General features: G+C 66.9%; 27 protein-coding genes. 18 read left to right on the forward strand and 9 right to left on the reverse strand.

The window, feature by feature from the left end:
* Window positions 1–38: 38 nt before the first annotated feature.
* The 4 genes from dnaG to QUV18_RS04165 all read left to right on the forward strand — a co-directional run bounded on the left by dnaG (window position 39) and on the right by QUV18_RS04165 (window position 5104).
* On the forward strand, window positions 39–2018 hold the full coding sequence (gene dnaG / locus QUV18_RS04150) for a DNA primase (protein WP_300892171.1): 1980 nt from the start codon (window positions 39–41) through the stop codon (window positions 2016–2018).
* Window positions 2019–2130: 112 nt separating this feature from the next.
* Complete coding sequence (rpoD, locus tag QUV18_RS04155; RefSeq protein WP_300892172.1) at window positions 2131–4131, forward strand: RNA polymerase sigma factor RpoD; 2001 nt, start codon at window positions 2131–2133, stop codon at window positions 4129–4131.
* Window positions 4132–4262: 131 nt separating this feature from the next.
* Entirely contained in the window at window positions 4263–4646 is a 384-nt protein-coding gene (locus QUV18_RS04160; protein WP_300892173.1) for a hypothetical protein, read from the forward strand.
* Between the two features lie 149 nt (window positions 4647–4795).
* Window positions 4796–5104: an HlyU family transcriptional regulator gene (locus tag QUV18_RS04165; protein ID WP_300892174.1), complete on the forward strand. Its 309-nt coding sequence runs from the start codon at window positions 4796–4798 to the stop codon at window positions 5102–5104.
* Between the two features lie 348 nt (window positions 5105–5452).
* Here QUV18_RS04165 and QUV18_RS04170 read toward each other — a convergent pair whose 3' ends face one another.
* On the reverse strand, window positions 5453–6478 hold the full coding sequence (locus QUV18_RS04170) for an AEC family transporter (protein WP_300892175.1): 1026 nt from the start codon (window positions 6476–6478) through the stop codon (window positions 5453–5455).
* A gap of 47 nt (window positions 6479–6525) precedes the next feature.
* Here QUV18_RS04170 and QUV18_RS04175 point away from each other — a divergent pair, with 47 nt between their 5' ends.
* The 5 genes from QUV18_RS04175 (at window position 6526) to ribD (ending at window position 9614) form a co-directional block, all read left to right on the forward strand.
* Complete coding sequence (locus tag QUV18_RS04175) at window positions 6526–7014, forward strand: hypothetical protein (RefSeq protein ID WP_300892176.1); 489 nt, start codon at window positions 6526–6528, stop codon at window positions 7012–7014.
* A 5-nt stretch (window positions 7015–7019) separates the two neighbouring features.
* The gene (locus QUV18_RS04180) at window positions 7020–7445 is read left to right on the forward strand and encodes a secondary thiamine-phosphate synthase enzyme YjbQ (RefSeq protein ID WP_300892649.1); all 426 of its coding nucleotides are present in this window, start codon (window positions 7020–7022) and stop codon (window positions 7443–7445) included.
* Between the two features lie 143 nt (window positions 7446–7588).
* Window positions 7589–7846: a hypothetical protein gene (locus QUV18_RS04185; RefSeq protein ID WP_300892177.1), complete on the forward strand. Its 258-nt coding sequence runs from the start codon at window positions 7589–7591 to the stop codon at window positions 7844–7846.
* 197 nt (window positions 7847–8043) lie between these two features.
* Entirely contained in the window at window positions 8044–8523 is a 480-nt protein-coding gene (gene nrdR, locus QUV18_RS04190; protein ID WP_300892178.1) for a transcriptional regulator NrdR, read from the forward strand.
* Window positions 8520–9614 carry a bifunctional diaminohydroxyphosphoribosylaminopyrimidine deaminase/5-amino-6-(5-phosphoribosylamino)uracil reductase RibD gene (gene ribD, locus QUV18_RS04195; RefSeq protein WP_300892179.1) on the forward strand — a complete coding sequence of 365 codons (1095 nt, stop codon included), beginning with the start codon at window positions 8520–8522 and terminating at the stop codon, window positions 9612–9614. Before nrdR ends, ribD begins: the two co-directional genes overlap by 4 nt.
* Window positions 9615–9705: 91 nt before the next feature.
* On the opposite strand, the gene QUV18_RS04200 is transcribed toward ribD, so the two are convergent.
* From QUV18_RS04200 to QUV18_RS04210, 3 genes are all read right to left on the reverse strand, one after another.
* Window positions 9706–10350 (reverse strand): SDR family NAD(P)-dependent oxidoreductase, encoded by a 645-nt coding sequence (locus tag QUV18_RS04200; protein ID WP_300892180.1) that lies wholly within the window; start codon window positions 10348–10350, stop codon window positions 9706–9708.
* Between the two features lie 10 nt (window positions 10351–10360).
* Complete coding sequence (locus QUV18_RS04205) at window positions 10361–10816, reverse strand: DUF1178 family protein (RefSeq protein WP_300892181.1); 456 nt, start codon at window positions 10814–10816, stop codon at window positions 10361–10363.
* A gap of 73 nt (window positions 10817–10889) precedes the next feature.
* The gene (locus QUV18_RS04210) at window positions 10890–11366 is read right to left on the reverse strand and encodes an NUDIX hydrolase (RefSeq protein WP_300892182.1); all 477 of its coding nucleotides are present in this window, start codon (window positions 11364–11366) and stop codon (window positions 10890–10892) included.
* Window positions 11367–11689: 323 nt separating this feature from the next.
* Between QUV18_RS04210 and QUV18_RS04215 the strand changes: the two genes are divergently transcribed.
* The 5 genes from QUV18_RS04215 to bfr all read left to right on the forward strand — a co-directional run bounded on the left by QUV18_RS04215 (window position 11690) and on the right by bfr (window position 13335).
* Window positions 11690–11842: a hypothetical protein gene (locus QUV18_RS04215; protein WP_300892183.1), complete on the forward strand. Its 153-nt coding sequence runs from the start codon at window positions 11690–11692 to the stop codon at window positions 11840–11842.
* The gene (locus tag QUV18_RS04220) at window positions 11842–12003 is read left to right on the forward strand and encodes a hemin uptake protein HemP (RefSeq protein ID WP_300892651.1); all 162 of its coding nucleotides are present in this window, start codon (window positions 11842–11844) and stop codon (window positions 12001–12003) included. The genes QUV18_RS04215 and QUV18_RS04220 overlap by 1 nt, the downstream gene beginning before the upstream one ends.
* A 5-nt stretch (window positions 12004–12008) precedes the next feature.
* The gene (locus tag QUV18_RS04225; RefSeq protein ID WP_300892184.1) at window positions 12009–12482 is read left to right on the forward strand and encodes a hypothetical protein; all 474 of its coding nucleotides are present in this window, start codon (window positions 12009–12011) and stop codon (window positions 12480–12482) included.
* A 126-nt stretch (window positions 12483–12608) separates the two neighbouring features.
* Complete coding sequence (locus tag QUV18_RS04230) at window positions 12609–12884, forward strand: bacterioferritin-associated ferredoxin (protein WP_300892185.1); 276 nt, start codon at window positions 12609–12611, stop codon at window positions 12882–12884.
* Window positions 12850–13335, forward strand: coding sequence for a bacterioferritin (bfr, locus tag QUV18_RS04235; RefSeq protein ID WP_300892186.1), 486 nt, complete (start codon window positions 12850–12852; stop codon window positions 13333–13335). The genes QUV18_RS04230 and bfr overlap by 35 nt, the downstream gene beginning before the upstream one ends.
* 109 nt (window positions 13336–13444) lie before the next feature.
* Here bfr and QUV18_RS04240 read toward each other — a convergent pair whose 3' ends face one another.
* The 5 genes from QUV18_RS04240 to QUV18_RS04260 all read right to left on the reverse strand — a co-directional run bounded on the left by QUV18_RS04240 (window position 13445) and on the right by QUV18_RS04260 (window position 18954).
* Window positions 13445–14413 carry an oligopeptide/dipeptide ABC transporter ATP-binding protein gene (locus tag QUV18_RS04240; RefSeq protein ID WP_300892187.1) on the reverse strand — a complete coding sequence of 323 codons (969 nt, stop codon included), beginning with the start codon at window positions 14411–14413 and terminating at the stop codon, window positions 13445–13447.
* Window positions 14410–15381 carry an ABC transporter ATP-binding protein gene (locus QUV18_RS04245; protein ID WP_300892188.1) on the reverse strand — a complete coding sequence of 324 codons (972 nt, stop codon included), beginning with the start codon at window positions 15379–15381 and terminating at the stop codon, window positions 14410–14412. Before QUV18_RS04245 ends, QUV18_RS04240 begins: the two co-directional genes overlap by 4 nt.
* Window positions 15381–16289 carry an ABC transporter permease gene (locus tag QUV18_RS04250; protein ID WP_300892189.1) on the reverse strand — a complete coding sequence of 303 codons (909 nt, stop codon included), beginning with the start codon at window positions 16287–16289 and terminating at the stop codon, window positions 15381–15383. Before QUV18_RS04250 ends, QUV18_RS04245 begins: the two co-directional genes overlap by 1 nt.
* Window positions 16286–17272, reverse strand: a complete 987-nt coding sequence (locus tag QUV18_RS04255; RefSeq protein ID WP_300892190.1) for an ABC transporter permease — start codon at window positions 17270–17272, stop codon at window positions 16286–16288. The genes QUV18_RS04250 and QUV18_RS04255 overlap by 4 nt, the downstream gene beginning before the upstream one ends.
* Window positions 17273–17415: 143 nt before the next feature.
* On the reverse strand, window positions 17416–18954 hold the full coding sequence (locus QUV18_RS04260) for an ABC transporter substrate-binding protein (RefSeq protein ID WP_300892191.1): 1539 nt from the start codon (window positions 18952–18954) through the stop codon (window positions 17416–17418).
* A 338-nt stretch (window positions 18955–19292) separates the two neighbouring features.
* Between QUV18_RS04260 and QUV18_RS04265 the strand changes: the two genes are divergently transcribed.
* From QUV18_RS04265 to QUV18_RS04280, 4 genes are all read left to right on the forward strand, one after another.
* Complete coding sequence (locus tag QUV18_RS04265; protein ID WP_300892192.1) at window positions 19293–19646, forward strand: hypothetical protein; 354 nt, start codon at window positions 19293–19295, stop codon at window positions 19644–19646.
* 93 nt (window positions 19647–19739) lie between these two features.
* Window positions 19740–20573 (forward strand): hypothetical protein, encoded by an 834-nt coding sequence (locus tag QUV18_RS04270; protein ID WP_300892193.1) that lies wholly within the window; start codon window positions 19740–19742, stop codon window positions 20571–20573.
* A 3-nt stretch (window positions 20574–20576) separates the two neighbouring features.
* Window positions 20577–21236: a Fe2+-dependent dioxygenase gene (locus tag QUV18_RS04275; RefSeq protein WP_300892194.1), complete on the forward strand. Its 660-nt coding sequence runs from the start codon at window positions 20577–20579 to the stop codon at window positions 21234–21236.
* A gap of 61 nt (window positions 21237–21297) precedes the next feature.
* The gene (locus QUV18_RS04280) at window positions 21298–22962 is read left to right on the forward strand and encodes an iron ABC transporter permease (protein WP_300892653.1); all 1665 of its coding nucleotides are present in this window, start codon (window positions 21298–21300) and stop codon (window positions 22960–22962) included.
* Window positions 22963–23054: the final 92 nt, after the last annotated feature.

Raw genomic sequence — 23054 nt, forward strand, 5'->3', positions numbered from 1 at the left:
GTCTTGGCCCCGGGGCCGGATTGCACCATATTCGGGGCATGAGCCTGCCCCCCGGATTCCTTGACGAGCTGAGAACGCGCACCTCGCTGTCGCAGGTGGTGGGCCGCAAGGTCATGTGGGACAACCGCAAGTCGAACCAGGGCAAGGGCGACATGTGGGCGCCGTGCCCGTTCCACCACGAGAAGACGGCCAGTTTCCACGTCGATGACCGGAAGGGGTATTATTACTGCTTCGGCTGCCACGCGAAGGGCGACGCGATCAGTTTCGTGCGCGAGACCGAGAACGTGGATTTCATGGAGGCGGTGAAGATCCTCGCGCAGGAGGCCGGGATGACCGTGCCCGAGCGCGACCCGCAGGCGCAGCAGAAGGCCGACCGGCGGACCGAACTGGTCGAGGTGATGGAGATGGCGGTGCGCCATTTCCGGATGTCCCTGAATACCGGGGCCGGTGGGGCGGCGCGGGACTATCTCGACGGTCGCGGCCTGAAGGCGGATGCGCTGGAGCGGTTCGAGATCGGCTTTGCCCCCGATGGCTGGCAGGGGTTGTGGGATCACCTGACCGGCAAGGGGGTGGAGCCGCAGAAGATCATCGATTGCGGGCTGGCGAAGCCCTCGCAGAAGGGCGGCAAGCCCTATGACACGTTCCGCAACCGGATCATGTTCCCGATCCGGGACGTGCGCGGCCGCTGCATCGCCTTCGGCGGGCGGGCGATGGACCCCGATGACAACGCCAAGTATCTCAACTCGCCCGAGACCGAGCTCTTCGACAAGTCGCACACGCTGTATAACCACGCGCCCGCGCGCGAGGCGGCGGGCAAGGGCCAGCCGCTGATCGTGGCCGAGGGCTACATGGACGTGATCGCGCTTTCCGAGGCCGGGTTCGAAGCCTCCGTCGCGCCGCTGGGCACGGCGGTGACCGAGCACCAGTTGCAATTGCTTTGGCGGATCGCCGACGAGCCCATCGTGGCGCTGGATGGCGACACCGCGGGCCTGCGCGCGGCCTATCGCGTCATCGACATCGCCCTGCCACTTCTGGAGGCGGGCAAGTCGCTGCGCTTTGCCCTGATGCCCGAGGGGCAGGACCCCGACGACCTGTTGCGCCGGTCTGGTGCGAAGGCGGTGCAGGACGTGCTGGATGCGGCGATGCCGATGGTGACGCTGCTGTGGCAGCGCGAGACGGAAGGGCGCAGCTATGACAGCCCCGAGCGGCGGGCCGCGCTCGACAAGGCGCTGCGCGAGAAGATCGCGCTGATCCGCGACCCCTCGATCCGGCACCATTACGGCGAGGCGGTGAAGGAGCTGCGCTGGCAGCTCTTCAACCCGCGCAACAACCGGCCGCCAAGGGGGGCAGCCGGGCAGGGCGCCCGGCGCACCGGCGGCGGCAAGGGCAAGTGGACGCCGGTCGAGCCGGTGCGGGCCGTAACCAAGACCTCGCTCCTGGTGACCTCGGACGAGAAGGCCTATGGCGAGCTGCGCGAGGCGGTGATCCTGGCCGTGCTGATCCTGACGCCAGAGGTGCTGGACGAATTCGAAAGCCGGATCGAGACCCTGCCCTGTACCGGGCGCGACCATGCCCGCCTGCGCGACCTGCTCCTGCGTCATGGCGAGACGGGGGCGGAAAGCCTGCATGAATATATTGCCGCCGAAATGGGCGAGGGGGCCGTTGAAAACCTCTGCCGCCGCCCCCATGTGGCGCTTATTCCCGCGGTGCGCCGGCCGGGTGATCATGACTTGGCCCGGCAGACCGTGAAGGAAGAGCTTGAGAAACTCGACGCCGCGCGTGGATTGGAACAGGAAATCAGCGAGGCGGCCGAGGATATCGGGGGCATGGCCGGAGAGTTCGTGACCCACCGGCTCAAGGCGGCCGCGCAGGCGCGCGAAAGCGCGACGCGCAGCGTGCAGGAGGATCAGACCGAGTATGAAATCGGGGCCAATGGCGCACCTATCAGCCGGTCGGAAAAGGAAGCGTTCGACGCCTTGCTGGAGACCATGGGGTTCCGGAAGAAGCACGATGAGTGACTTTTGGGCACGAATCAGTAAAGAAATCAGGGTAAAGGGTTTGCGAATCACCTATTCGCGCTATTGATTCGGATTATCTTCGAATCACCCGCCCACTGTTCAGGAGACGTTCATGGCCGCCAAGGACAACGACGACCAGAAGCCCGAAGATCAGGAGGCCGAAATCTCGCTCGACATGAGCCAGGCCGCGGTCAAGAAGATGATCGCCGAGGCGCGCGAGAAAGGTTTCATCACCTACGATCAGCTCAACAAGGTCCTGCCGCCCGACCAGGTCGGCAGCGAGCAGATCGAGGACGTGATGTCGATGCTGTCGGAAATGGGCATCAACATCATCGAGGATGAAGAGGCCGAGGAAGAAGAGCAGAAATCGACCGCCGTGGCCGAGATCGGCCGCAAGGGCGAGCTGACGCTGGGCTCGGGCAAGGAAGAGAAGCTCGACCGCACCGACGACCCGGTGCGCATGTACCTGCGCGAGATGGGCTCTGTCGAACTGCTGAGCCGCGAGGGCGAGATCGCCATCGCCAAGCGGATCGAGGCAGGCCGGAACACGATGATCGCGGGGCTGTGCGAAAGCCCGCTGACCTTCCAGGCCATCACCATCTGGCGTGACGAGCTTCTTGGCGAGGACATCCTGCTGCGCGACGTGATCGACCTGGAGACCACCTTCTCGGGCCAGATGGGCGACGAGGAAGGCGAGCCGATGGTCGAGGCGGCGAACATGGCCTCGGCCCCCTCGGGCGGCAGCCAGAAAGAGGAGGGCGGCTCGGAGCCCGAGCTCGACGCCGACGGCAACCCGCTCTCGCGCGAGGATGACGGCGACGAGGACGAGGACGAACAGGCCAACATGAGCCTTGCGGCGATGGAGGCCGCGCTGAAGCCGCGCGTGCTGGAAACGCTCGACCGGATCGCCAATGATTACGAGAAACTCTCCGAAATGCAGGACAGCCGGATCTCGGCCACCCTGAACGAGGACGGCTCGTTTTCCCAGGCGCAGGAAGATACCTACCAGAAGCTGCGCTCGGAGATCGTGCAGCTGGTGAACTCGCTGCACCTTCACAACAACCGGATCGAGGCGCTGATCGACCAGCTTTACGGCATCAACCGCCGGATCATGCAGATTGACAGCGCCATGGTGAAGCTGGCCGACCAGGCGCGCATCAACCGCAAGGAATTCGTGGACGAGTACCGGGGCCGCGAGCTTGACCCCAACTGGCTCGAGGACATGGCGGCCAAGTCGGGCCGCGGCTGGCAGGCGTTCATGGAACGCTCGCCCGGCAAGGTGGCCGAGCTGCGCGCCGACATGGCGCAGGTGGGCCAATACGTGGGCCTCGACATCAGCGAGTTCCGCCGCATCGTTCAGCAGGTGCAGAAGGGCGAGAAGGAAGCCCGCAACGCCAAGAAGGAAATGGTCGAGGCGAACCTGCGGCTGGTGATCTCGATCGCCAAGAAATACACCAACCGCGGGCTGCAGTTCCTCGACCTCATCCAGGAGGGGAACATCGGCCTGATGAAGGCGGTCGACAAGTTCGAATACCGCCGCGGCTACAAGTTCTCGACCTACGCGACCTGGTGGATCCGGCAGGCGATCACCCGGTCGATCGCCGACCAGGCGCGCACCATCCGTATCCCGGTGCACATGATCGAGACGATCAACAAGCTGGTCCGCACCGGCCGCCAGATGCTGCACGAGATCGGCCGCGAGCCCACGCCGGAAGAGCTGGCCGAGAAGCTGCAGATGCCGCTCGAGAAGGTCCGCAAGGTGATGAAGATCGCCAAGGAGCCGATCTCGCTCGAAACGCCCATCGGCGACGAGGAAGACAGCCAGCTTGGCGATTTCATCGAGGACAAGAACGTCATCCTGCCGCTGGATTCTGCCATTCAGGACAACCTGAAGGAAACCACGACGCGGGTGCTCTCCTCGCTCACCCCGCGCGAGGAACGGGTCCTGCGGATGCGCTTCGGCATCGGCATGAACACCGACCACACGCTCGAGGAGGTGGGCCAGCAGTTCAGCGTGACCCGCGAACGGATCCGCCAGATCGAGGCGAAGGCGCTGCGCAAGCTGAAGCATCCGAGCCGGTCGCGGAAGCTGCGGTCGTTCCTGGATCAGTGAGCGGGCGACACAGCCGGACATGGATAGAGCGGGCCGTCGGGAGACGGCCCGTTTTGCGTTCAGGACCGGCAGCTCCTGAGACCGGGGAGGGTCGAGAATTTGTTTGAGATGGACCACGGCGGGGCGCCGCGATGATCGAATATCGGATTTATATCCATGATTTCGACGGGGATGCGAAGGAGGTTGCAGAGTTCCTGGACTTCCCCGATGCATGCCACGCGAACCGAGGTGAGCGAAATCCGGAGATGGTCGTCCCCAGACGGAACAGCGTGATGTTCTCTGTCGATGACCCGACGGGAAAAGACGCAAGCTGCCTGACGGCCTTTGCGAAGGAAGTGACGAACAGGCGCGAAAATCTGAGAGACCTGGGAGGCGAGACGACATACAAGATCGCGCTGATCGTCACGGGGCGCGGGGCCGAGGAAAACGTGCATGTTACCGTTCCAACGGAGATTTCCAAGATAGCCTGCGAGCTTGGCTGTGAGATCGACGTCTTCGTTTCGAGCTTGGATTGATCCGGCGGACCGGTTTTGCAGGTTTCGGGTCAGGCCCAGGAACCGCCGCGGGATTGCCCCCAACCTTGACACCACTCGCCCCCGCGCCCACCCTTTGAGAGGCTCGGCGCCTGTCCGGGCCTGTGCTGCAAGGAATGGAAAGGCTGCCCATGTCGCTCTTGTCACGTCTCTTCGGGTCCGGCTCCGGTTCGGACAATGGATCGGGCAAGGGCTCGGCGCCTGCCCATGACCCGGTCACATACGAGGGCTTCACCATCCATCCCGAACCGATCAAGGAGGGCGGCACCTATCGCGTGGCCGCGCGGATCGAGAAGGAGGTGGCGGGCGAGGTGAAGGAGCACCAGCTTATCCGCGCCGACATGGTGAGCGACCCCGACGGCGCCGCCGCCGAGTCGGTGCGCAAGGCGCAGCGCCTGATCGACGAGCAGGGGGAGCGGCTGTTCGACCGGCCCCGGTGAGGGAAAGTTTGGCAGTCCCGAACCGGCGGCGGCTCCGATACGGTGCCATGGGAGCCCGCCGGGCGAGCGCCGGCCCGTGGGGAGGCGCTGCTACGGGTTTGGCTGGCAGTTTATGGCGCCGAATACATCCTTCCTATTGACGTTACGCGACACCCGCGAAAGCGCCTGCCCGTCACGCCAAAGGCGTGCCGCGTATACACGGCGCACTTGCGGTGCGACGGGACGGGCCGGCGCCGCGCTTTGGCGCGGCTTGACTCCGGGCGCGCGCGCGTCGGCCGGCCTCGGTAAGGGAGGATCAGGGGTTGGGTTGTGCCGGGGAGGTGCCGGGCTGAAGCCCGGCCTACGCGCCTACCGCCCCGCCAGCCACTCCGCCACCGTCATCCACACCGGCAGGGTCGCCGCGCTGAGGATCGTCGTCTGGGCAATGAGCGTCGCCGCCAGCCGCCGGTCGGCGCCGAAGCCCGCCGCCAGCACATGCGCGGCCGAGGCCGTGGGGAGCGCGGCGAAGACCACCAGCACCGGCACGATGGGCGCCGAGGAGCCGAGCGCCAGCGCCACCAGCGTCACCGTCAGCGGCAGGATCACCAGCTTGGTCGTCACGAGGATGCCGGTGAACCGGTTCATCCGCCCCAGCGCCCGCCAATTGAGCGTCGCCCCGATGGAGATGAGCGCCACCGGGATCGCCGCCTCGGCCAGAAGCGTCACCGGGGCCAGCACCGGTGCGGGGATGGTGAGCCCGGTAAGGCCCACGACCACGCCTGCAAGGCTTGCCAGCAGGAAGGGGGTGAGCGCCACCCGGCGCAGCATGGCCGCCGCCGTCAGCCCCTCGCCGCGCGACAGGGCCGAGACGGCGAAGATGTTGGCCAGCGGGATGCCGAGGCCGATGGTGACCGAGTAGAGCCCGATATCGGCCGAGGGCAGCGCCTGCACCAGCACGAAGCCCAGTGCCGTGTTGAACCGCCAGGCCGCCTGCCAGCAGCCGGCGAAATCGAGGAACCGTTCGGGCCCGAAAGGCCGCGCGAGCCAGCCGAGCGCCAGCCCCAGCCCAAGCACCGCCCAGACGAGCGGGCCCACGATCAGCAGGCTGGCCGGTTCGATCGGCCGGGAGGCGGCGGCGGTGAAGATGAGCGCCGGAAACAGGATCTCGAAGTTCAGCCGGTCGAGCCCGGCCCAGGCGTTCTCGCTCAGCCGGTTGCGCACCAGCCCGCCCAGCAGGACGAGCAGGACGACGGGCAGAAGGCCGGTGACGAGGATGGGCAGCATCGCGGGCAAGGGTCCGGTGGCGGGGTTCGCCCCCTCATGCCCGCTGGCGGCGGCGGGGTAAAGGCCCCGGCCGGCGATTGCGTCATCGCCGTTGCCGGGTGCGGGGCGCATGGCGTATGTCTGTTGGCAGTTGGTTGATGTCATTCCCGGAGACCCCGATGCGCCTGTCCCTCGTTGCCGCCTGCCTTGCCCTCTCGCCCCTTCCCGCGGCCGCGCAGTCGGGCTGCGCGGGTATCCCGCTGTTCCAGTGCCAGTCGGGCAGCAAGGCCATCGATCTCTGTCTTGCCGGCGACGTGGCGGTCTATCGCTACGGGCCTGCGGGCCGCGCGGCGGAGCTGGTGCTGGAACGCCACGTGACCGAGGTGGACCTGCAGCCGTGGAACGGCGTCGGGCGCTACCTGTGGGAGGAGCTGACGCTTTACAACGCCGGCTATTCCTATGCGCTCAATTACAGCGTCGACCGGATGGCGCAGGGCGAGGCGCAGGTGACCGGCGGGGTGACCGTGGCACAGGGCGGCCAGGTGCTGGCCGAGGTGCAGTGTAGCCCCGGCACGGTGGGCGCGCATGATTTCTACCCGGTCTTCGAGCGCAAGGAAGCCAACGGGCAATGCTGGAACCTCGACAGCCACGCATGGCAGCGGTGCTGAGGCCCGTGCAGACCAGTTTCGGCATCGAGACGCGCGGACAGGGGCTTTACGAGTTCACGGGCCAGGTGGAAAGCTGGCTGCGCGATGCGGGCGCGGACGAGGGGCTGCTGACGCTCTTCATCCGCCACACCTCGGCCAGCCTGCTGATCCAGGAGAATGCCGACCCGGACGTGCAGCGCGACCTGCTGGCCTATTTCTCGCGCCTCGTGCCGCCCTCGGACGACCCCGCGATGGGCTACCTGCGGCACACGATGGAAGGCCCCGACGACATGCCTGCCCATATCAAGGCGGCGATGATGCCGGTAAGCCTGACGATCCCGGTCAGCGGCGGGCGCATGGCGCTTGGTACCTGGCAGGGTTTGTACGTGTTCGAGCATCGCGATCGCCCGCATTTCAGGCAGGTGGCCGCGCATCTGGCCGTGTCCGGCTAGCCAAACTGGCCCGATTTCGCTGCAGTGCAACAAACAAACATTGCGAGCTTTCCACGAAAGCGGATAAAAAACGAATCAGGGCAAGATCGCCCGTATCGGCCGCGGCGCAACCCGCGCCCGGTCACAGTCGAAAGGACTTTAAAATGGCTGAAGCCGAAACCAAGACCCCGCTCACCGAAGAGCAGAAGAAGCGCCGTTGGGCCGGCCGCAAAATCGCGTTCCTGTATTTCAACCAGCAGTATCGCATCGACAACCCCGAGGCCAGCAAGGAAGAACGCAAGGCCGCGTGGAAGGAAGCGAAGAAGACGCAGACCAAGATCGCACTGCGTACGCTGAACCAGCTGGAACGGGCTGGCTTCGGGATTTCCGTGCCGGAAAAACCTGCGGAAGCCGCTGAATAAGCTTTCAGACCGACGACGCGCCCGGCCCTGCCGCCCGTCATGGGCGCGCCCGGGGCCGGGCGCAACACGAAGCCCCCCTTTATATAGCGCTGCAAAATCCCCTCTACCCAAAACTTTGCGGCTGCCCTATAGTGGCTGTGGATAAATGGGCCAAAGACCCATAACCAACGAGGCAGAGAAGAAAAGGGGCTGGGGCGATGCGGTGCCCGTTTTGCGGAAACATTGATACACAGGTGAAGGACTCTCGTCCGGCGGAAGACCACGTGTCGATCCGGCGGCGGCGGTTCTGTCCGGCCTGCGGGGGCCGGTTCACCACCTACGAGCGGGTGCAGCTGCGCGACCTCGTGGTCGTCAAGACCAACGGGCGGCGCGAGGATTTCGACCGCGACAAGCTGGAACGCTCGATCCGGATCGCGCTGCAGAAGCGCCCGGTGGAACCCGAACGGGTGGAGCAGATGATCTCGGGCATCGTGCGGCGGCTGGAAAGCCTTGGCGAGACCGACATCCCGTCGAAGACGGTGGGCGAGATCGTCATGGAAAGCCTGGCCCGGATCGACACCGTGGCCTACGTGCGGTTTGCCAGCGTTTACAAGAACTTCCAGGCGGCGGATGATTTCGACAAGTTCGTGAGCGAACTGCGCCCGAACGCCGCGGAAGACGCGCCCGCGGACGAGTGAGCGACACCGACACAAGGTACATGCGCCTCGCGCTGTCGCTCGGGCGGCGCGGGCAGGGGCAGTGCTGGCCCAACCCGGCCGTGGGCTGCGTGATCGTGCAGGGCGACCGGATCGTCGGGCGCGGCCGGACCCAACCGGGCGGGCGGCCCCATGCGGAGCGCGTGGCGCTGGCGCAGGCGGGGGCGGCGGCCAGGGGGGCCACGGCCTATGTCAGCCTTGAGCCCTGTTCCCATCACGGACAGACGCCGCCCTGCGCCGAGGCGCTGATCGAGGCGGGCGTCGCCCGCGTCGTGGCGCCGCTGGAGGACAGCGACACACGGGTCTCCGGCCGGGGCTTCGCCATGCTGCGCGCGGCCGGGGTCGAGGTGGTCACGGGCGTGCTGGCGGCGGAGGCACAGGCCGACCTCGCGGGCTTCTTCCGGAAGGCCACCGAGGGCCGGCCGTGGATCACCCTGAAACTTGCCAGCTCCCTCGACGGACGCATCGCAACCGCCAGCGGTCACAGCCAGTGGATCACCGGGCCCGAGGCGCGGCGGCTTGTCCACGGGCTGCGCGCCCGGCACGACGCGGTGATGGTGGGGGCGGGCACGGCACGGGCCGATGACCCGATGCTGACGGTGCGCGGCCTCGGCGTGGCGCGGCAGCCGGTGCGGGTGGTGGTCTCGCGCAGGCTGGACTTGCCGCAGGACGGCAAGCTGGCCCGCACGGCGGGCGAGGTGCCGGTGTGGCTGTGCCACGGGCCGGATGCGGACGAGGATCGCAAGGCGGCATGGCAGGGCTTCGGTGCCAAGTTGCTACCCTGTGAGCTGACGGGCAGGCAGATCGACCCGGTCTCGGTCTGCGCGGCGCTCGGGGCGGCGGGGCTGACGCGGGTGTTCTGCGAGGGCGGCGGCGCGCTGGCGGCCTCGCTCCTGTCGGCCGGGCTGGTGGATGAGCTGGTTGGGTTCACCGCGGGCTTTGCCGTGGGGGCCGAGGGGCTGCCCTCGGTGGGGGCGATGGGGATCTCGTCGCTGGACGAGGCGGAGCGGTTTGCCTTGGCCGAGGTCCGGCAGGTGGGCGGGGACGTGATGCACCGGTGGGTGCGGACCTGAGGCGGCGGTAACTCCGTTTTCTGTTGGATGCCTCCGGCGGGGATATTTTCAGCCAGAAGAAGCACGGGGTGCGTGATTGATCGCCCGGGGCTCAGAACGGCAGGTCGCGCCCGTCCCACGTGCGGAAACAGCCGGTGGTGTCGAGGGTCAGGCGGTCGAACTCGGCAATGAGGCCATCGGCGCTGTCGCCGACGCCGACCTCGCCCTTCTCGCCGCCCATGTCGGTGCGGACCCAGCCGGGGTGGTAGATGCCCACGGCGATATCCAGTTCCTTCAGGTCGACGGCCAGGTTGCGCCCCAGGTTGAGCGCGGCGGCCTTCGAGGCCCGGTAGCAATAGCTGCCCCCGGCGGCGAGCTCGTCACTGCCGAGGCGGCTGGAGAGGATGGCGATCTTCGGCTGTTTCGCCAGCTGCAGCCCGGTCATCAGGGCCTGGACCGTCAGGAAGACGCCGGTCACGTTGGTGGCCATCACCTCGGCCCATGTCCCGGGCGCGAAGCCGCTGGCGAGCGACTGGCCCTTGTCGGGGTAGATGCCGGCGTTGCAGACGAGGAGGTCGACGGGCTTGCCGTCGACATGGGCCGAGAGCGCCTCGAACTGGTCGGGTTTCGTCACGTCCAGCTCGACCTCGGCCCCGCCGGAGCGGGCGGTGCCGGTCACCTCGTGGCCCATGCGGCGGTAGCGCTCGGCAAGGGCGTGGCCGATCCCCCGGCTGACCCCGGTGATCACGACATGCATTGCCGCCTCCTCAGTTGGATTTCCGGTTGGGCAGGAATGGCAGCGGCGCGACAGGCACGCCGTCTTCGAGAAGCTTGCGCGCCTCCTCGGGCTTGGCCTCGCCGTAGATCGAGCGCTCGGGGGCGGTGCCCTCGTGCATCTGCCGGGCTTCGCGGGCGAAGTTGAGGCCCACGTATTCCGAGTTCTTCTCCACGTGGCGCTTCAGTTCGGCCAGCGCCTGTTCGGCGGTGGTCGCGGGGGCGGAAAGCGGGCGCTGGCGGGGGGTATCGGGCGCCTCGGGCGCTTGCGGGCTCTTGCGGCGGCTGTCGCGCACGCTGGGCGCCATCAGCGCCTTTTCCACGTGGGTCGAGCCGCAGACCGCGCAGGCCACCATGCCTGCCGATTGAAGCTTGTCGAAGGCCGAGGCCGACTGGAACCAGCTGTCGAAGCGGTGGTCCTTGTCGCATTTGAGGGTGAACTGAATCACACCGTCTACTCCATCACACGATTGCGTAACAGTTATACCGTCCGGGGCGGTTTTCAAGCGGCCTGCCGCGCGTTCAGGACCGCAGCAGCTTGGGGTCGAAGCGGCGGATGATCTGCGCCAGCTCGGGCTCGTCGACCTTCGCCGCGGCCTTCTTGCGCCGCATCCACTTGCGCTTGCGCTGGTCCTTCTCGGGATAATCCTCGGCCAGCGCCCGGACCCGCACCGGGTAGACCATGGCGACACAGGGCAGCCCGCCTTCCTGCGGGGCCGACTTGTGGTAGGAGAAGAGCCCCAGGCACGGCCCGGCCACCCGGCCCAGCACGCCCGCCTCCTCCCACGCTTCCTGAAGGGCGGCGTTGGCGGGGGTGTGCCCGTCGAGCGGCCAGCCCTTGGGAATGATCCAGCGCTTGGTCCCGCGCGAGGTGACCATCAGGAATTCCGGCTTGTCGTTGCGGATGCGGTAGCACAGCGCGGCGAACTGCGTGCGCAGGTCGGACTTGTGTCGCGAACGAAGCGCGATGGGCACCTGTTTGAGATAGTGCTGGGACATCGGGTTGTCCTTCTCCCTTGCGCCCGGGCTGCTCGGCCAGATTGTATATACAGTCTGCCAGAGAGGCGCGCGCATTGCGAGTCCTGATTGCCGCCGGGTCACATTTTCCGACAGGCGCCGTGGCCGTCCTGCGCAAGGCCAGAAACGCGCCCCCCGTGACGCCCCCCGCGCGCGGGCGAGCGCAGGAGAGCATGCAGGAGTCCGCGCGCCGCAATCCGATGGAAATAATCAGGATTGACAAAGCTGAGTGAAAAAGTCAGAAATGTAGTCAGCCAACCGGACCCGGTCAGCCATCAGCCAGAACACGAGGAAAGGAGCGACGGATGATTGCTGAACGGGTAAGCCGCGATACGGCGCCGGTGCGGGGGGCCAGCCCGACGCGCAACCAGGCGGCGGAGATGGCCATGGCGGGGCTGCTGACGCCCGACATGGTGCTCGAGCATCTGCTCGACCGGATCGAGGGGCGCCCGGCATGATGACGCTTCGCAAATCCCCCGATGGCGACGCGGCCACGGCACAGCCGCAATACGATGCCCGCGAGCTGATCGGCGAGGGCGCCACCGCGACGATCACGCTGGACGGCCAGATCTACACCCTGCGCATCACCCGGATGGGCAAGCTGATCCTGACGAAATGATCCCGATGAAACATCACAGCGACATGCGCGGCGGGTTTCCCGTCGCCGGGTTCGACACCCTTTCCGGCGCCGAGCGCGTGCTGGTCCGGGCGTTGCGCCACTGGTCCGACGGGCCGGAGGGGCAGGACCATATCGCCCGGCTGCTGCTGGAGGTGATGGGCGAGGCGCGGGCGAAGACCTGCCAGCGGGCGCTCAACGACGTGATGGGCCTGATCGGGCGGCACGGGCGGCGCAAGCTGATCCGGCACCAGCCGCACTGTTCCTGCGTCGGCGCAGACGAGGCCGTGTTCGCGCATTTCATCATGCTCGCCGCCACCGGCGAGCGGGAAGACGCGATGCTGGTGGGCTCGCTGATCGTCGAGGGGCCGCTGCTCCTGCCGCTGACCGAGGCGGCGCGGCAGGCGGGGCTCTACCTGCACCGCTCGACCCTGTCCGGCATGGTGCCCGCGACGGACATGGCGGGGGTCACCGTTCACTGATGCGGGGGAACCTGCGGCAAAGCCGCGCGTTTCCCTGTATCTGACAGAAAAGCTCTGGTTTTTGCCGGCGAATCGTGCAGAAATCGAGAACAGGATGGATCCAGGCGATCCGAAGACGAGGCCGAGATGATAATCTGCCATTGCCAGTCGATCACAGACCGCGATATCCGCGCTGCCGTGGACTGGATGCGTGCGGCCGACGAAGACACGCTCATCACCCCCGGCAAGGTGTACCGCGCGCTCGGCAAGAAGGCCGATTGCGGCGGCTGCCTGCCGCTCTTCCTTGACACCATGCATCAGTGTGACACCTTTGTCATACCCATGCAGCGGCGTGACAGGCGCCGCGAGGAATCAAAGGAAGCGAGCGATGAAGGGCGACGAAAAGGTTATCGAGTACCTTAACAAGGCACTGCGGAGCGAATTGACGGCGGTCAGCCAGTACTGGCTGCATTACCGGCTTCAGGAAGACTGGGGCTATGGCAAGAACGCCGCCAAGTCACGCGAGGAAAGCATCGAGGAGATGCACCACGCCGACAAGCTGATCACGCGGATCATCTTCCTCGGCGGCCACCCCAACCTGCAGAAGCTCGACACGCTGCGCATCGGCGAGACCCTGCGCGAGACGCTCGACGCCGACCTCGCCGCCGAGCATGACGCCCGCACCCTCTATATCGAGGCGCGCGACCATTGCGAGAAGGTGGGCGATTACGTCTCGAAGAACCTGTTCGAAGAGCTGATCGCTGACGAGGAAGGCCATATCGACTTCCTCGAGACGCAGATCGACCTGTTCGACAGCCTTGGCGCCGAGCGCTACGGGCTGCTGAATGCAAGCTCTGCGGACGAGGCGGAATAGGGGGCTCTGCCCCCAACGTTGAAATCCTGGGGGATTTCAACGTCTCCCCCGGGATATTTCCGGCCAGAAGAAGCACAGGGGCGGCCCCTTTTCCGGGGTCGCCCTTTTCCTATTCCGCGAAGTGGCAGGCGGCCTGGGTGCCGTTGGCGAGCGTGCGCAGTTCGGGGCGGTCCTGGCGGCAGATCGCCTCGGCCATGGGGCAGCGCGGCGCGAAGGGGCAGCCGGGCGGCGGATTGACCGGGTCGGGCAGTTCGCCGGGCTTGCGCGGGTTGTCGAAGGAGCCGCCCTCGAGCTTGGGGATCGCGTCGAGCAGGAGGCGTGTATAGGGGTGCTTCGGCGTGGCGAAGAGATCCTCGGCGCGCGCCAGCTCCATGATCCGGCCCAGGTACATCACCGCGACGCGGGTGCCGAAATGTTCGACCACCGACAGGTCGTGGGTGATGAACAGGTAGGTCAGCCCGCGCTCTGCCTGCAGGTCGGTCAGCAGGTTGAGGATCTGCGCCTGAATCGAGACGTCGAGCGCCGAGATGGGCTCGTCGGCGACGATGAAGGCGGGGTTCGTCACCAGCGCCCGGGCGATGGCGATGCGCTGGCGCTGGCCGCCCGAGAACTCGTGTGGCAGGCGGCGCTGCCAGCTCTGGTCGCAGCCGGTGGCATCCAGCACCTCCTCGACCCGCTGGCGCACCTGCTGGGCGTTCATTTCCGGCATCAGGTGGCGCACCGGCTCGGCCAGCGTGTCGAACACGTTGCGGCGCGGGTTGAGCGAGGCATAGGGGTTCTGGAACACCATCTGCATGTCGCGGCGCACCGGCTTGCGGGCGGCCTCGTCCATGGTGTCGATGCGCTGGCCCTGGAAGTGGATCTCGCCCTCGGTGGGGTTCAGCAGGCCGATGATGGCGCGGCCCAGCGTGGTCTTGCCACAGCCCGACTCGCCCACCACGCAGAAGCTTTCGCCGGGCTCGATGGACAGGTCGACGCCGTTCAGCGCGTGCAGCACCGGCGTTTCGCGCGACAGGAAGTGCGTGGGCAGCGCAAAGCGCACCTCGACGCCCTTGGTTTCGACGATGGGCTGGCTCATGAGGCGGCCTCCGCCGGGGTGAGGGGGTGGAAGCAGGCGGCGTGGCCGCCCGCGCGTTCGGGGATTTCCTGCCGGCAGCGCTCGGTCGCGCGGTTGCAGCGCGGGTGATAGGCGCAGCCCCGGGGCAAGGCGGTGATCGGCGGCATCGAGCCCGGGATCTGGTAGAGCCGCTCGCCCCGCGCCGCGTTCTGCGGCAGGGCCTGCAGCAGGCCGTAGGTATAGGGGTGCTGCGGGCCGCGGATGATTTCCTGCGTGGGGCCTTCCTCGACGCATTTGCCGGCATACATGATCATGATCCGCTCGGTCACCTCGGCCACGACGCCAAGGTCGTGGGTGATCAGGATGAGCGCCACGTCATTCTCGCGGCAGAGCTTGAGGATCAGCGCCATGATCTCGGCCTGGATCGTCACGTCGAGCGCGGTCGTGGGCTCGTCGGCGATGATCAGCTCGGGGTCGGTCAGCAGCGCGATGGCGATGACGACCCGCTGGCGCAGGCCACCCGACAGCTCGTGCGGGTAGGAGGTCATCCGGTTCTCGGCCGAGGGGATGGCGACCATGCGCAGCTTTTCCACGCAGAGCTTGTGGGCCTCGGACTTGGAGATGCGGCGGTGCGCCTGCAGCGTCTCGATCATCTGGGCGCCGATGGTCATCACCGGGTTGAGGGTGACCATCGGGTCCTGGAAGATCATCGAGATGCGGTTGCCGCGCAGCTTGCGGATCTTCCGCTCGGACAGCTCCAGCAGGTTTTCCCCGTGGAAATTGATCGTGCCGCCCGACACCCGGCCGGGCTCGGCGATGAGGTTCAGGATGGCGAAGGCCAGCATCGACTTGCCCGCGCCGGATTCGCCGACAACGCCAAGGCGCTCGCCCTTCTCCAGCGTCAGGTCGACCCCGCGCAGGGCCTCGACCTCGTCGCGCTTGCCGCGCGGAAAGGCCACGTGCAGGTCGCGTACTTCGAGCATCGCCATCAGTCCTCTCCCCGCCGCAGTTTCGGATTGAGCACGTCGCGCATCCAGTCGCCCAGGAGGTTCAGCGCCAGGATCAGCACCACCAGCACGATGGCGGGGTAGAGGGTGATCCACCACGAGCCCGAGAAGATGAACTCGAACCCCGAGCGGATGAGTGAGCCCAGCGACGGCTTGTCGGTCGGCATCCCCAGCCCGAGGAACGAGAGCGCCGCCTCGGTCATGATCGCCTCGGCCACCTGGATGGTCGAAATCACCAGCACCGGCGTCAGCGTGTTGGGCAGGATATGCCCCCACATCACCTTGCGCGCGGGCAGGCCGATGACCCGGGCGGCATCCACATATTCCTTCGACTTCTCGCCCAGGACCGAGCTGCGCACCGTGCGGGCGAACTTGGGCCATTCGGCGACGCCGATGATCAGGATCAGCATGAAGATGGCGTAATCGGCATAGGTGTTGGCGTCGAAGGCGGCGTTGAATATGGCCAGCACGATGATGGCGATCATCAGGGTCGAGAGCGACATCTGGATATCGGCCAGCCGCATCAGGAAGGCGTCGATCCAGCCACCCTTGTAGCCGGCGATCAGCCCCAGCGTGATGCCGAGGATGGCCTGCACGATCACCGCGCCGATCCCGATCAGGAGGGAAATGCCGGTGCCGTACATGATGGTCGAGAGCACCCCGCGCCCCTGCGCATCGGTGCCAAGCAGGAAGCGTTCATCGCCGCCGTCGCGCCACGACGGGGGCATCTCGCTGTCCATGATGTCGAGCTGCATCAGGTCATAGGGGTTCTGCGGCGCGATGAAGGGCGCGAAGACCGCCATGAGGATGAGCAGCACCAGGACGATGCCCGCGGCCATCGCCACCGGGTCGCCAAGGAAGCGTTTGAAGACAAAGCGCCAGGTGATCATGATTTGGCCCCCGGCAGTTTCACGGTCGGGTTGATCAGCGTGTAGATGAAATCGACGATGGTGTTGACCACCACGAAGATCAGGCCGACCACGATGATGTAGGCGATGATGAGGGGCGTATCGACCCGGTTCACCGCCTCGAGGAAAAGAAAGCCCATGCCCGGCCACTGGAAGACCGTCTCGGTCAGGATGGTATAGGCGATGAGCGTGCCGATCATCAGGCCGCCCACCGTGACCACCGGCAGAAGCGTGTTGCGGAAGGCGTGCACGTAACGCACCCGGCGGGTCGAGAGGCCCTTGGCACGGGCGAAGCGCACGTAATCGGTGGCCATCGTCTCCATCATCTCGGCCCGGATCAGGCGGATGAAGAGCGGCAGCATGATCGACGACAGGGCGACCGAGGGCAGGATCAGGTGCGCCCAGCCGTCCGCCGTCAAGAGGCCGGTATCCCAGCCCCACGGAAGTTCGACCGTCTCGCCGCGCCCGAAGGCGGGCAGCCATTTCAGCTCGACCCCGAAGATCCAGACCAGCATGATCGCGGTCAGGAAGACGGGGATCGAGATGCCGATGATCGAACCGGTCATGATCACCCGCGTGAGGAAACTGTCGCGGTTGATGGCACAGTATATCCCCGCCGGGATCGACACCGACAGGAAGATGAAGACCGCGCCCAGCACCAGCTCGAACGTGGCGGGGAACTTGTCCATGATCACGTCGAGGGCAGGGCGCTTGAAGAAATAGGAGGTGCCCAGGTCCCCCTGCACGGCATTGCCGAGGAACCGGAGATACTGTGCCATGAACGGATCATTGAGGCCCAGCTCCTCGCGCAGGGCGACGCGCTCTTCCTCCGAGACCGACTGGCCCACGAGTTCGCGCAGCGGGTCGCCGAGGTTGTCCTGGATGGAAAAGCCGATGAGCGAGATGACGAACATCACGATCACGGCCTGCAGGGCCCGGCGGATGAGGAAAGCGAGAATGTGCATGGCTTCGGATCTGTCCCGTGGCGCGCGCCCGTCTGGCGACTCAGGTGTTGCGTGGCGCGCGACAAATCACGGTTGGCGCACCGGGTGCAAGGCGCGGAATGCCGGCGGGCCGGGAAAACCGGCCCGCCGGACGTGGCGTAATCTTACTCTTCGATGACCAGGTCGCCCAGGTAGGGGAAGTTCATCACGTTGAGCACGGGCTCGATATCGACGCCCGTCCGCGCGGCCCAGGCCAGGTCCTGCCAGTGAAGCGGCACGAAGGCGGCCTCGTCATAGAGGATCTGCTCGACCTTCTGCAGCATGTCGGCGCGCTTCTGCTCGTCCGTTTCGGTCAGCGACGCCATGGTCAGGCTGTCGACTTCCTCGTTCGAGTAGTTGCCCGAGTTGTACTGGCCACGGCCGGTGTCGGCGTTGGGCGTCATGGTCAGGAACTCGTTGAAGTTGGCGCTGTCCTCGGTGTCCGAATGCCAGCCGATCATCATGATGTCGGCGGCGCGTTCATCGAACTTGGGCCAGTATTGCGCTTTCGGCATGGTGGTCAGGTCGATCTCGATGCCGATCTTCGCCAGCATGGCCGCCGCCGCTTCGCAGATCTTGTAGTCGTTCACGTAGCGGTTGTTGGGGCACATCATCGTGGCCGAGAACCCGTCGGCGTAACCGGCCTCTTCCATCAGCGCCTTGGCCTTTTCCACGTCGAAGCGCGGCTCGAGGTTGGGGTTGTGACCCACGTAGCCCTCGGGAGACTGTTGCGCCGCGACGGTGCCGAAGCCCTTCATGATCTTTTGCACGATGCCTTCGTTGTTGATGGCATGCACGATCGCCTGGCGGACCTTGACGTCGGCCAGCGCCTCGTTGCGCTCCTGGTTCATCTGCAAGGTGATGATCCGGGTGCCGGTCATGGTGACGAGGTTGGTGTTCTCGTCGTTCTCGATCCGCTCGAGGTCGGTCGGCGGCACCGGCGCGATGAAGTCGACGTCACCCGACAGAAGGGCAGCGACACGGGTCGGCGCTTCCTTGATCGGCGTCAGGATCGCGGTCTGCACGTTGCCCGGGCTCTCGGTGTCCCAGTAGTCGGCGTTGCGCTCGAAGGTCACTTTCACGCCCTGCTCGCGCTCGGCCACGGTGAACGGGCCGGTGCCCGAGACGTTCTGGCTGGCGAAGCTGTCACCGTGCTTGGCGATCTCGTCGCCGCCCTCGGTGTAGAACTTCTTGTCGAGCGGGAAGACATAGGTGGCAGTGTGCAGGATCAGCGGGCTCGGCCCGTCCGTCTTCACTTCCACGGTGTAGTCGTCGACCGCGGTGGCCGAGCTCCAGCCGGCGAAGATGCCCTTGAAGTCGGGCGAGGATTTCAGGCGCTCGATCGTGTAGACCACGTCTTCCGCCGTCAGCTCGTTGCCGGAATGGAAGGTCACGCCTTCGCGGATGTGGAACAGCATCGTGGTGTCGTCGATCCGCTCCCACTCGGTGGCGATGCGCGGGTCGAAGCCGAGGTCCTTGTTCCAGCGCACGAGCGGGTCGAAGACCATGTGGCTGAGCTGCAGCGTGCCGCCCGAAAGCTGCTCATGCGGGTCGAGCGAGACCGGGTCCGCGTCATAGGCGAAGTTCAGCGTCTGCGCCGACCCCATCCCTGCGGCCGCCACGAGGATCGCGGAAGCGGTAGCAAGATTGCGTAGGATTTTCATGTATTTCTCCCTGGATAAGCCGGTTTTCGTGGCACCACCATAGCGTGGGTGCCCCGACATGCGCGCAAGGTTGTCGCGATTCTGGGCGGGTGTAAAGGCCGCGTGCCGTTACGCTATAGCTGTCAAGGGCGCTAAAAAGTCAGCCAAACCAGCGGTCTATGGGAATTTTTATCAAAAGGTCAAAGGCTTGCGGCGTGGCGCGGGGCGGGGGCCTGGCCGTGGTTCGGGCCGGTTCGGCGGCCGGATTTCCAATCCTGACAAGAATGCATGGCTTTGTTGACAGGGGTGGCGCCGGGCAATACCAATGATTTCTATCAGGAACCCGAGGAGATCCAGACATGACCGACACCCCCGAAAAACCCCGCCGTCTTGTCGCCGCCCGCCGCAGCGTCGCGCTGGGCACGCTGGCCGCCGTCGTCGCCGGTGGCACCGCCGCCCATGCCGCCGTGGCGACCCCCGACATGACCGACACGCCTGACTGGGTTCTGCTGGCCTCCGGTGAGGGCGAAAGCGAAGGCGAGGGGGAAGCCGAGGGCGAAGGTGAAGCCGAGGGTGAAGGCGAGGGCGAAGGCACCGAGGAGTATTCCGAGGAAGGCGAAGGCGAGTCCTCCGGAGAAGGTGAAGGTGAGGGCGAAGGCGAAGGCGAAGGCGAAGGTGAGGGCGAAGGCGAAGGTGAGGGCGAAGGCTCCTGACCTCCGGCCAGCCACCGGCCAACCCACCCTGCAGGCGCCGCATGTCCCACATGCGGCGTCCATGATTTCAGAGCTTCCCGAAAGGATCGCGCCATGACGCAGACGCCCCGCAAACCCCGCCGGCTTGTGACCGCCCGGCGCACGCTGACCGTCGGAACGCTGGCCGCCGGTCTGGCCACCGCGGCCCATGCCGCCGTCATCACCCCGGCCGAGGCCGACCTGCCCGACAGCTACTGGCTCGCCGCCGGCGAGGGCGAAGGAGAGGGCGAGGGCGAGGGAGAAGGTGAAGGCGAGGGAGAAGGTGAGGGTGAAGGCGAGGCCACCGAGGCAAGGCTCGACGACGACGCCTTCCTCGTGGCGCTCGGACAACTGGAAGGCCGGTTGCGCGCCGCCACCGCGCTGGCCGAGGACGGCGAGGCCGAAGCGGCCTCGGCCCTGCTCGCCACGCAAGAGGCCGAGGCGCTGGACGCGCTCGAGGCCCGCGGCATCGACGGCGTGCCCGAGGCGCTGGACGCACTAGACGCCGCCCTTCAGGACGGCGAGCCCCAGGCGCAATACGAAGCGGCCCGCGACCTTTTCGAAGACGCCCGCCGCGAAACCACCGCCCGCGCCCAGTTCCGCGCGCTCATCGCGCTGACACGCGAGGCGGGCAAGACCTACGCCGCCGCCGTTGAAGGCTCGAAGATCACCGACCCCGCCGCCTACCAGGCCGCCTGGGGCATGATCGAACTGGCGAAAACCGAGGCCGGAGAGCTGGCCGATGCCGGCAACGAACGCATCGCCCGCGCGGGCCAGGGCCTGCTCGCCGCGCTGGCCTTTGCCGACCCGGCCTTCACCGACCTGCAAGCGGCGGGTCTGGACCCCGATGCCAGCCTCCTCCACGGCGCCGCCGGGCGGATGGACCTGGCCCTGTCGAAGGTGTACTGACCCATGTTCATGGTGATCGGAGACGTGCTGACCAAGAACGAGGTGGCGGAGCTGCGCCGCGCCGCCGACGCCATCGAATTCCAGGACGGCCGGGCCACGGCGGGCCGCTATGCCCGCGACGTGAAGTCGAACCTGCAGGCCAAACCCTCGGCCGATCTGGACGAGATCCTCGCCTCGGTGCGCAAGACCCTCTTCAAGAACGAGCTCTTCCGCTCCGTCGCGCGGCCCCGCAAGATCGCCCGCTCGCTGCTGTCGCGCTATGGCCCCGGCATGGAATACGGCTTCCACGTGGACGACCCGATCATGAAGGGGTCCCGCACCGACCTCTCCTTTACCCTCTACCTCTCGGAGCCCGAGGAATACGAGGGCGGCGGGCTGGTCATCGACGACGTTCTCGAGGAACGGGTGATCCGGCTTCAGGCCGGCGACATGGTGCTTTACCCCACCTCGGCCCTGCACCGGGTCGAACCCGTCACCACGGGCGAGCGCGTGGCGGTCGTGGGCTGGGTGACAAGCTGGGTGCGCGACGCGGCCAAGCGCGAGGTGCTGCACGATCTCGACGTCGCCACCCGCTCGATCTTCGACGAGCACGGCAAGACCCCGGCCTTCGACCGGCTCTTCAAGGCGAAAAGCAACCTTTACCGCATGTGGGCGGACGGGTAGGCAGGCACACCGCGCCCTGGCGCGGCGATAGGGAACCAAAGGCGGACCGGATCAAAGAATGCTGAGCGAAACCGTCCTGCACCGGCTGGCATGGGTTGTCGTGGCGTTCTGCGTCGCGCCCATCCTCGCGGCGGCGCTGGCGGCCTTCACCGGCGACCTCGATACCTGGCGCGAGGTGCTGGCCTCGGTCCTGCCGCGCTATGCACGGACCACGCTGATCCTCGTGGTGATCGTCGGCCTCTCGACAGCGGTGATCGGCAGCGTGACGGCCTGGCTGGTGACGGTCTACCGCTTCCCCGGCGCCCGCTGGCTGGAGATTGCGCTGGCCCTGCCGCTGGCCTTCCCGGCCTACGTGATGGCCTATGCCTATACCTACATGCTCGACCATCCGGGGCCGGTGCAGACGGCGCTGCGCGACGTGATGGGCTGGGGCCCGCGCGATTACTGGTTTCCCGAGGTGCGCTCCATCGGGGGGGCGGCCCTGATGCTGACCATCGTGCTTTACCCCTACGTCTACCTGCTGGCGCGCGCCTCGTTCCGCCAGCAATCGGCCAATGCCTTCCTCGTCGCCCGCACGCTGGGCCGCTCGCCGCTCAAGGCCTTCTACCGCGTCGCCCTGCCCATGGCGCGGCCCGCCATCGCCGGCGGCGCGCTTCTGGCGATCATGGAGACCATCGCGGATTACGGCACCGTCGCCTTCTTCAACGTCCAGACCTTCGCCACCGGCATCTACCAGGCGTGGTTCAGCCTCGGCGACCGGGCGGCGGCGGCGCAGCTCTCGCTCTGCCTCCTGAGCTTCGCCCTGCTGCTCGCCGGGCTCGAACGCGCCCAGCGGGGGCGGGCCCGCACCGCCGGGCGCGGCACGCGGTTCGAGACGATGGAGCGGCCCCGCCTGACCGGCGCCAAGGGCTGGATCGCCTGCGCGCTCTGCCTCCTGCCGGTGCTGCTGGGCTTCGTCATCCCGGTGCTGATGCTGGGCAGCATGGCCATCGGCTCGGGCCAGTCGCTCCTGTCGTCGCGCTATGTCGGGCTGATGCAGAACTCGGTCACCGTGGCGGGGGTGGCGGCGGTGCTGACCGTGCTGGGCGCCATCCTCATCGGCTTCCGCGCCCGCACCCGGCCCTCGCGCAGCTCGAAACTGATCGTGATCGGCGCGGGCGTGGGCTACGCGGTGCCGGGCGGGGTGATCGCCGTCGGCCTGATGGTGCCCATGGCCGCGCTCGACAACCTGATCGACGGGGTCATGGAGGCGCGGTTCGGCATCGACACCGGGCTGCTGATCACCGGCTCGATCTGGCTGATGGTGCTGGCCTACATGGCCCGTTTCATGGCCGCCGCCCTCAACGCCTATGACAGCGGCATGGCCACCATCCCCCATCACCTCGACGCGATCGGCCGCTCGCTGGGCCAGCCGGGCCAGCGCCTGCTCTGGCGCATCCACCTGCCGGTGGCGCGCAACTCGGTGCTGACGGCGCTGCTGATCGTCTTCGTCGACGTGATGAAGGAACTGCCCGCCACGCTGATCCTGCACCCGTTCAACTTCCAGACACTGGCGGTCCAGGCCCACCGCCTCGCCGCCGACGAGCGGCTGGCCGAGGCGGCGGTGCCCTCGCTGGTGCTGGTGGGCTTCGGCCTCATCCCCGTCGCGGTGCTCTGCCGGGCGCTGGGGCGCGAGGGGCGGGGGCAGAAGGCGGCGCGGCTCGGCACGGCGGTCAGCGCGGGGTAGGCCGGAGCGGCGCGGAGAAAATGCGCGGGGCGAGGCGAATTTCCTAGCAAGCCTCGCTTTTTGGGGTAACCTGACCCCCGGGAGCAGCCGGA

It is taken from the genome of Roseovarius sp. (genome assembly GCF_030373445.1).
In the GTDB taxonomy this organism is placed as follows: Bacteria; Pseudomonadota; Alphaproteobacteria; order Rhodobacterales; family Rhodobacteraceae; genus Roseovarius.

What these genes read in the sequence shown, in the direction of transcription:
- dnaG (WP_300892171.1), top strand. Translation starts at nt 39, where the DNA reads ATGAGCCTGCCCCCCGGATTCCTTGACGAGCTGAGAACGCGCACCTCG.
- rpoD (WP_300892172.1), top strand. Translation starts at nt 2,131, where the DNA reads ATGGCCGCCAAGGACAACGACGACCAGAAGCCCGAAGATCAGGAGGCC.
- QUV18_RS04160 (WP_300892173.1), top strand. Translation starts at nt 4,263, where the DNA reads ATGATCGAATATCGGATTTATATCCATGATTTCGACGGGGATGCGAAG.
- QUV18_RS04165 (WP_300892174.1), top strand. Translation starts at nt 4,796, where the DNA reads ATGTCGCTCTTGTCACGTCTCTTCGGGTCCGGCTCCGGTTCGGACAAT.
- QUV18_RS04170 (WP_300892175.1), bottom strand. Translation starts at nt 6,478, where the DNA reads ATGCGCCCCGCACCCGGCAACGGCGATGACGCAATCGCCGGCCGGGGC.
- QUV18_RS04175 (WP_300892176.1), top strand. Translation starts at nt 6,526, where the DNA reads ATGCGCCTGTCCCTCGTTGCCGCCTGCCTTGCCCTCTCGCCCCTTCCC.
- QUV18_RS04185 (WP_300892177.1), top strand. Translation starts at nt 7,589, where the DNA reads ATGGCTGAAGCCGAAACCAAGACCCCGCTCACCGAAGAGCAGAAGAAG.
- nrdR (WP_300892178.1), top strand. Translation starts at nt 8,044, where the DNA reads ATGCGGTGCCCGTTTTGCGGAAACATTGATACACAGGTGAAGGACTCT.
- QUV18_RS04200 (WP_300892180.1), bottom strand. Translation starts at nt 10,350, where the DNA reads ATGCATGTCGTGATCACCGGGGTCAGCCGGGGGATCGGCCACGCCCTT.
- QUV18_RS04210 (WP_300892182.1), bottom strand. Translation starts at nt 11,366, where the DNA reads ATGTCCCAGCACTATCTCAAACAGGTGCCCATCGCGCTTCGTTCGCGA.
- QUV18_RS04215 (WP_300892183.1), top strand. Translation starts at nt 11,690, where the DNA reads ATGATTGCTGAACGGGTAAGCCGCGATACGGCGCCGGTGCGGGGGGCC.
- QUV18_RS04220 (WP_300892651.1), top strand. Translation starts at nt 11,842, where the DNA reads ATGACGCTTCGCAAATCCCCCGATGGCGACGCGGCCACGGCACAGCCG.
- QUV18_RS04225 (WP_300892184.1), top strand. Translation starts at nt 12,009, where the DNA reads ATGAAACATCACAGCGACATGCGCGGCGGGTTTCCCGTCGCCGGGTTC.
- QUV18_RS04230 (WP_300892185.1), top strand. Translation starts at nt 12,609, where the DNA reads ATGATAATCTGCCATTGCCAGTCGATCACAGACCGCGATATCCGCGCT.
- bfr (WP_300892186.1), top strand. Translation starts at nt 12,850, where the DNA reads ATGAAGGGCGACGAAAAGGTTATCGAGTACCTTAACAAGGCACTGCGG.
- QUV18_RS04240 (WP_300892187.1), bottom strand. Translation starts at nt 14,413, where the DNA reads ATGAGCCAGCCCATCGTCGAAACCAAGGGCGTCGAGGTGCGCTTTGCG.
- QUV18_RS04245 (WP_300892188.1), bottom strand. Translation starts at nt 15,381, where the DNA reads ATGGCGATGCTCGAAGTACGCGACCTGCACGTGGCCTTTCCGCGCGGC.
- QUV18_RS04250 (WP_300892189.1), bottom strand. Translation starts at nt 16,289, where the DNA reads ATGATCACCTGGCGCTTTGTCTTCAAACGCTTCCTTGGCGACCCGGTG.
- QUV18_RS04255 (WP_300892190.1), bottom strand. Translation starts at nt 17,272, where the DNA reads ATGCACATTCTCGCTTTCCTCATCCGCCGGGCCCTGCAGGCCGTGATC.
- QUV18_RS04260 (WP_300892191.1), bottom strand. Translation starts at nt 18,954, where the DNA reads ATGAAAATCCTACGCAATCTTGCTACCGCTTCCGCGATCCTCGTGGCG.
- QUV18_RS04265 (WP_300892192.1), top strand. Translation starts at nt 19,293, where the DNA reads ATGACCGACACCCCCGAAAAACCCCGCCGTCTTGTCGCCGCCCGCCGC.
- QUV18_RS04270 (WP_300892193.1), top strand. Translation starts at nt 19,740, where the DNA reads ATGACGCAGACGCCCCGCAAACCCCGCCGGCTTGTGACCGCCCGGCGC.
- QUV18_RS04275 (WP_300892194.1), top strand. Translation starts at nt 20,577, where the DNA reads ATGTTCATGGTGATCGGAGACGTGCTGACCAAGAACGAGGTGGCGGAG.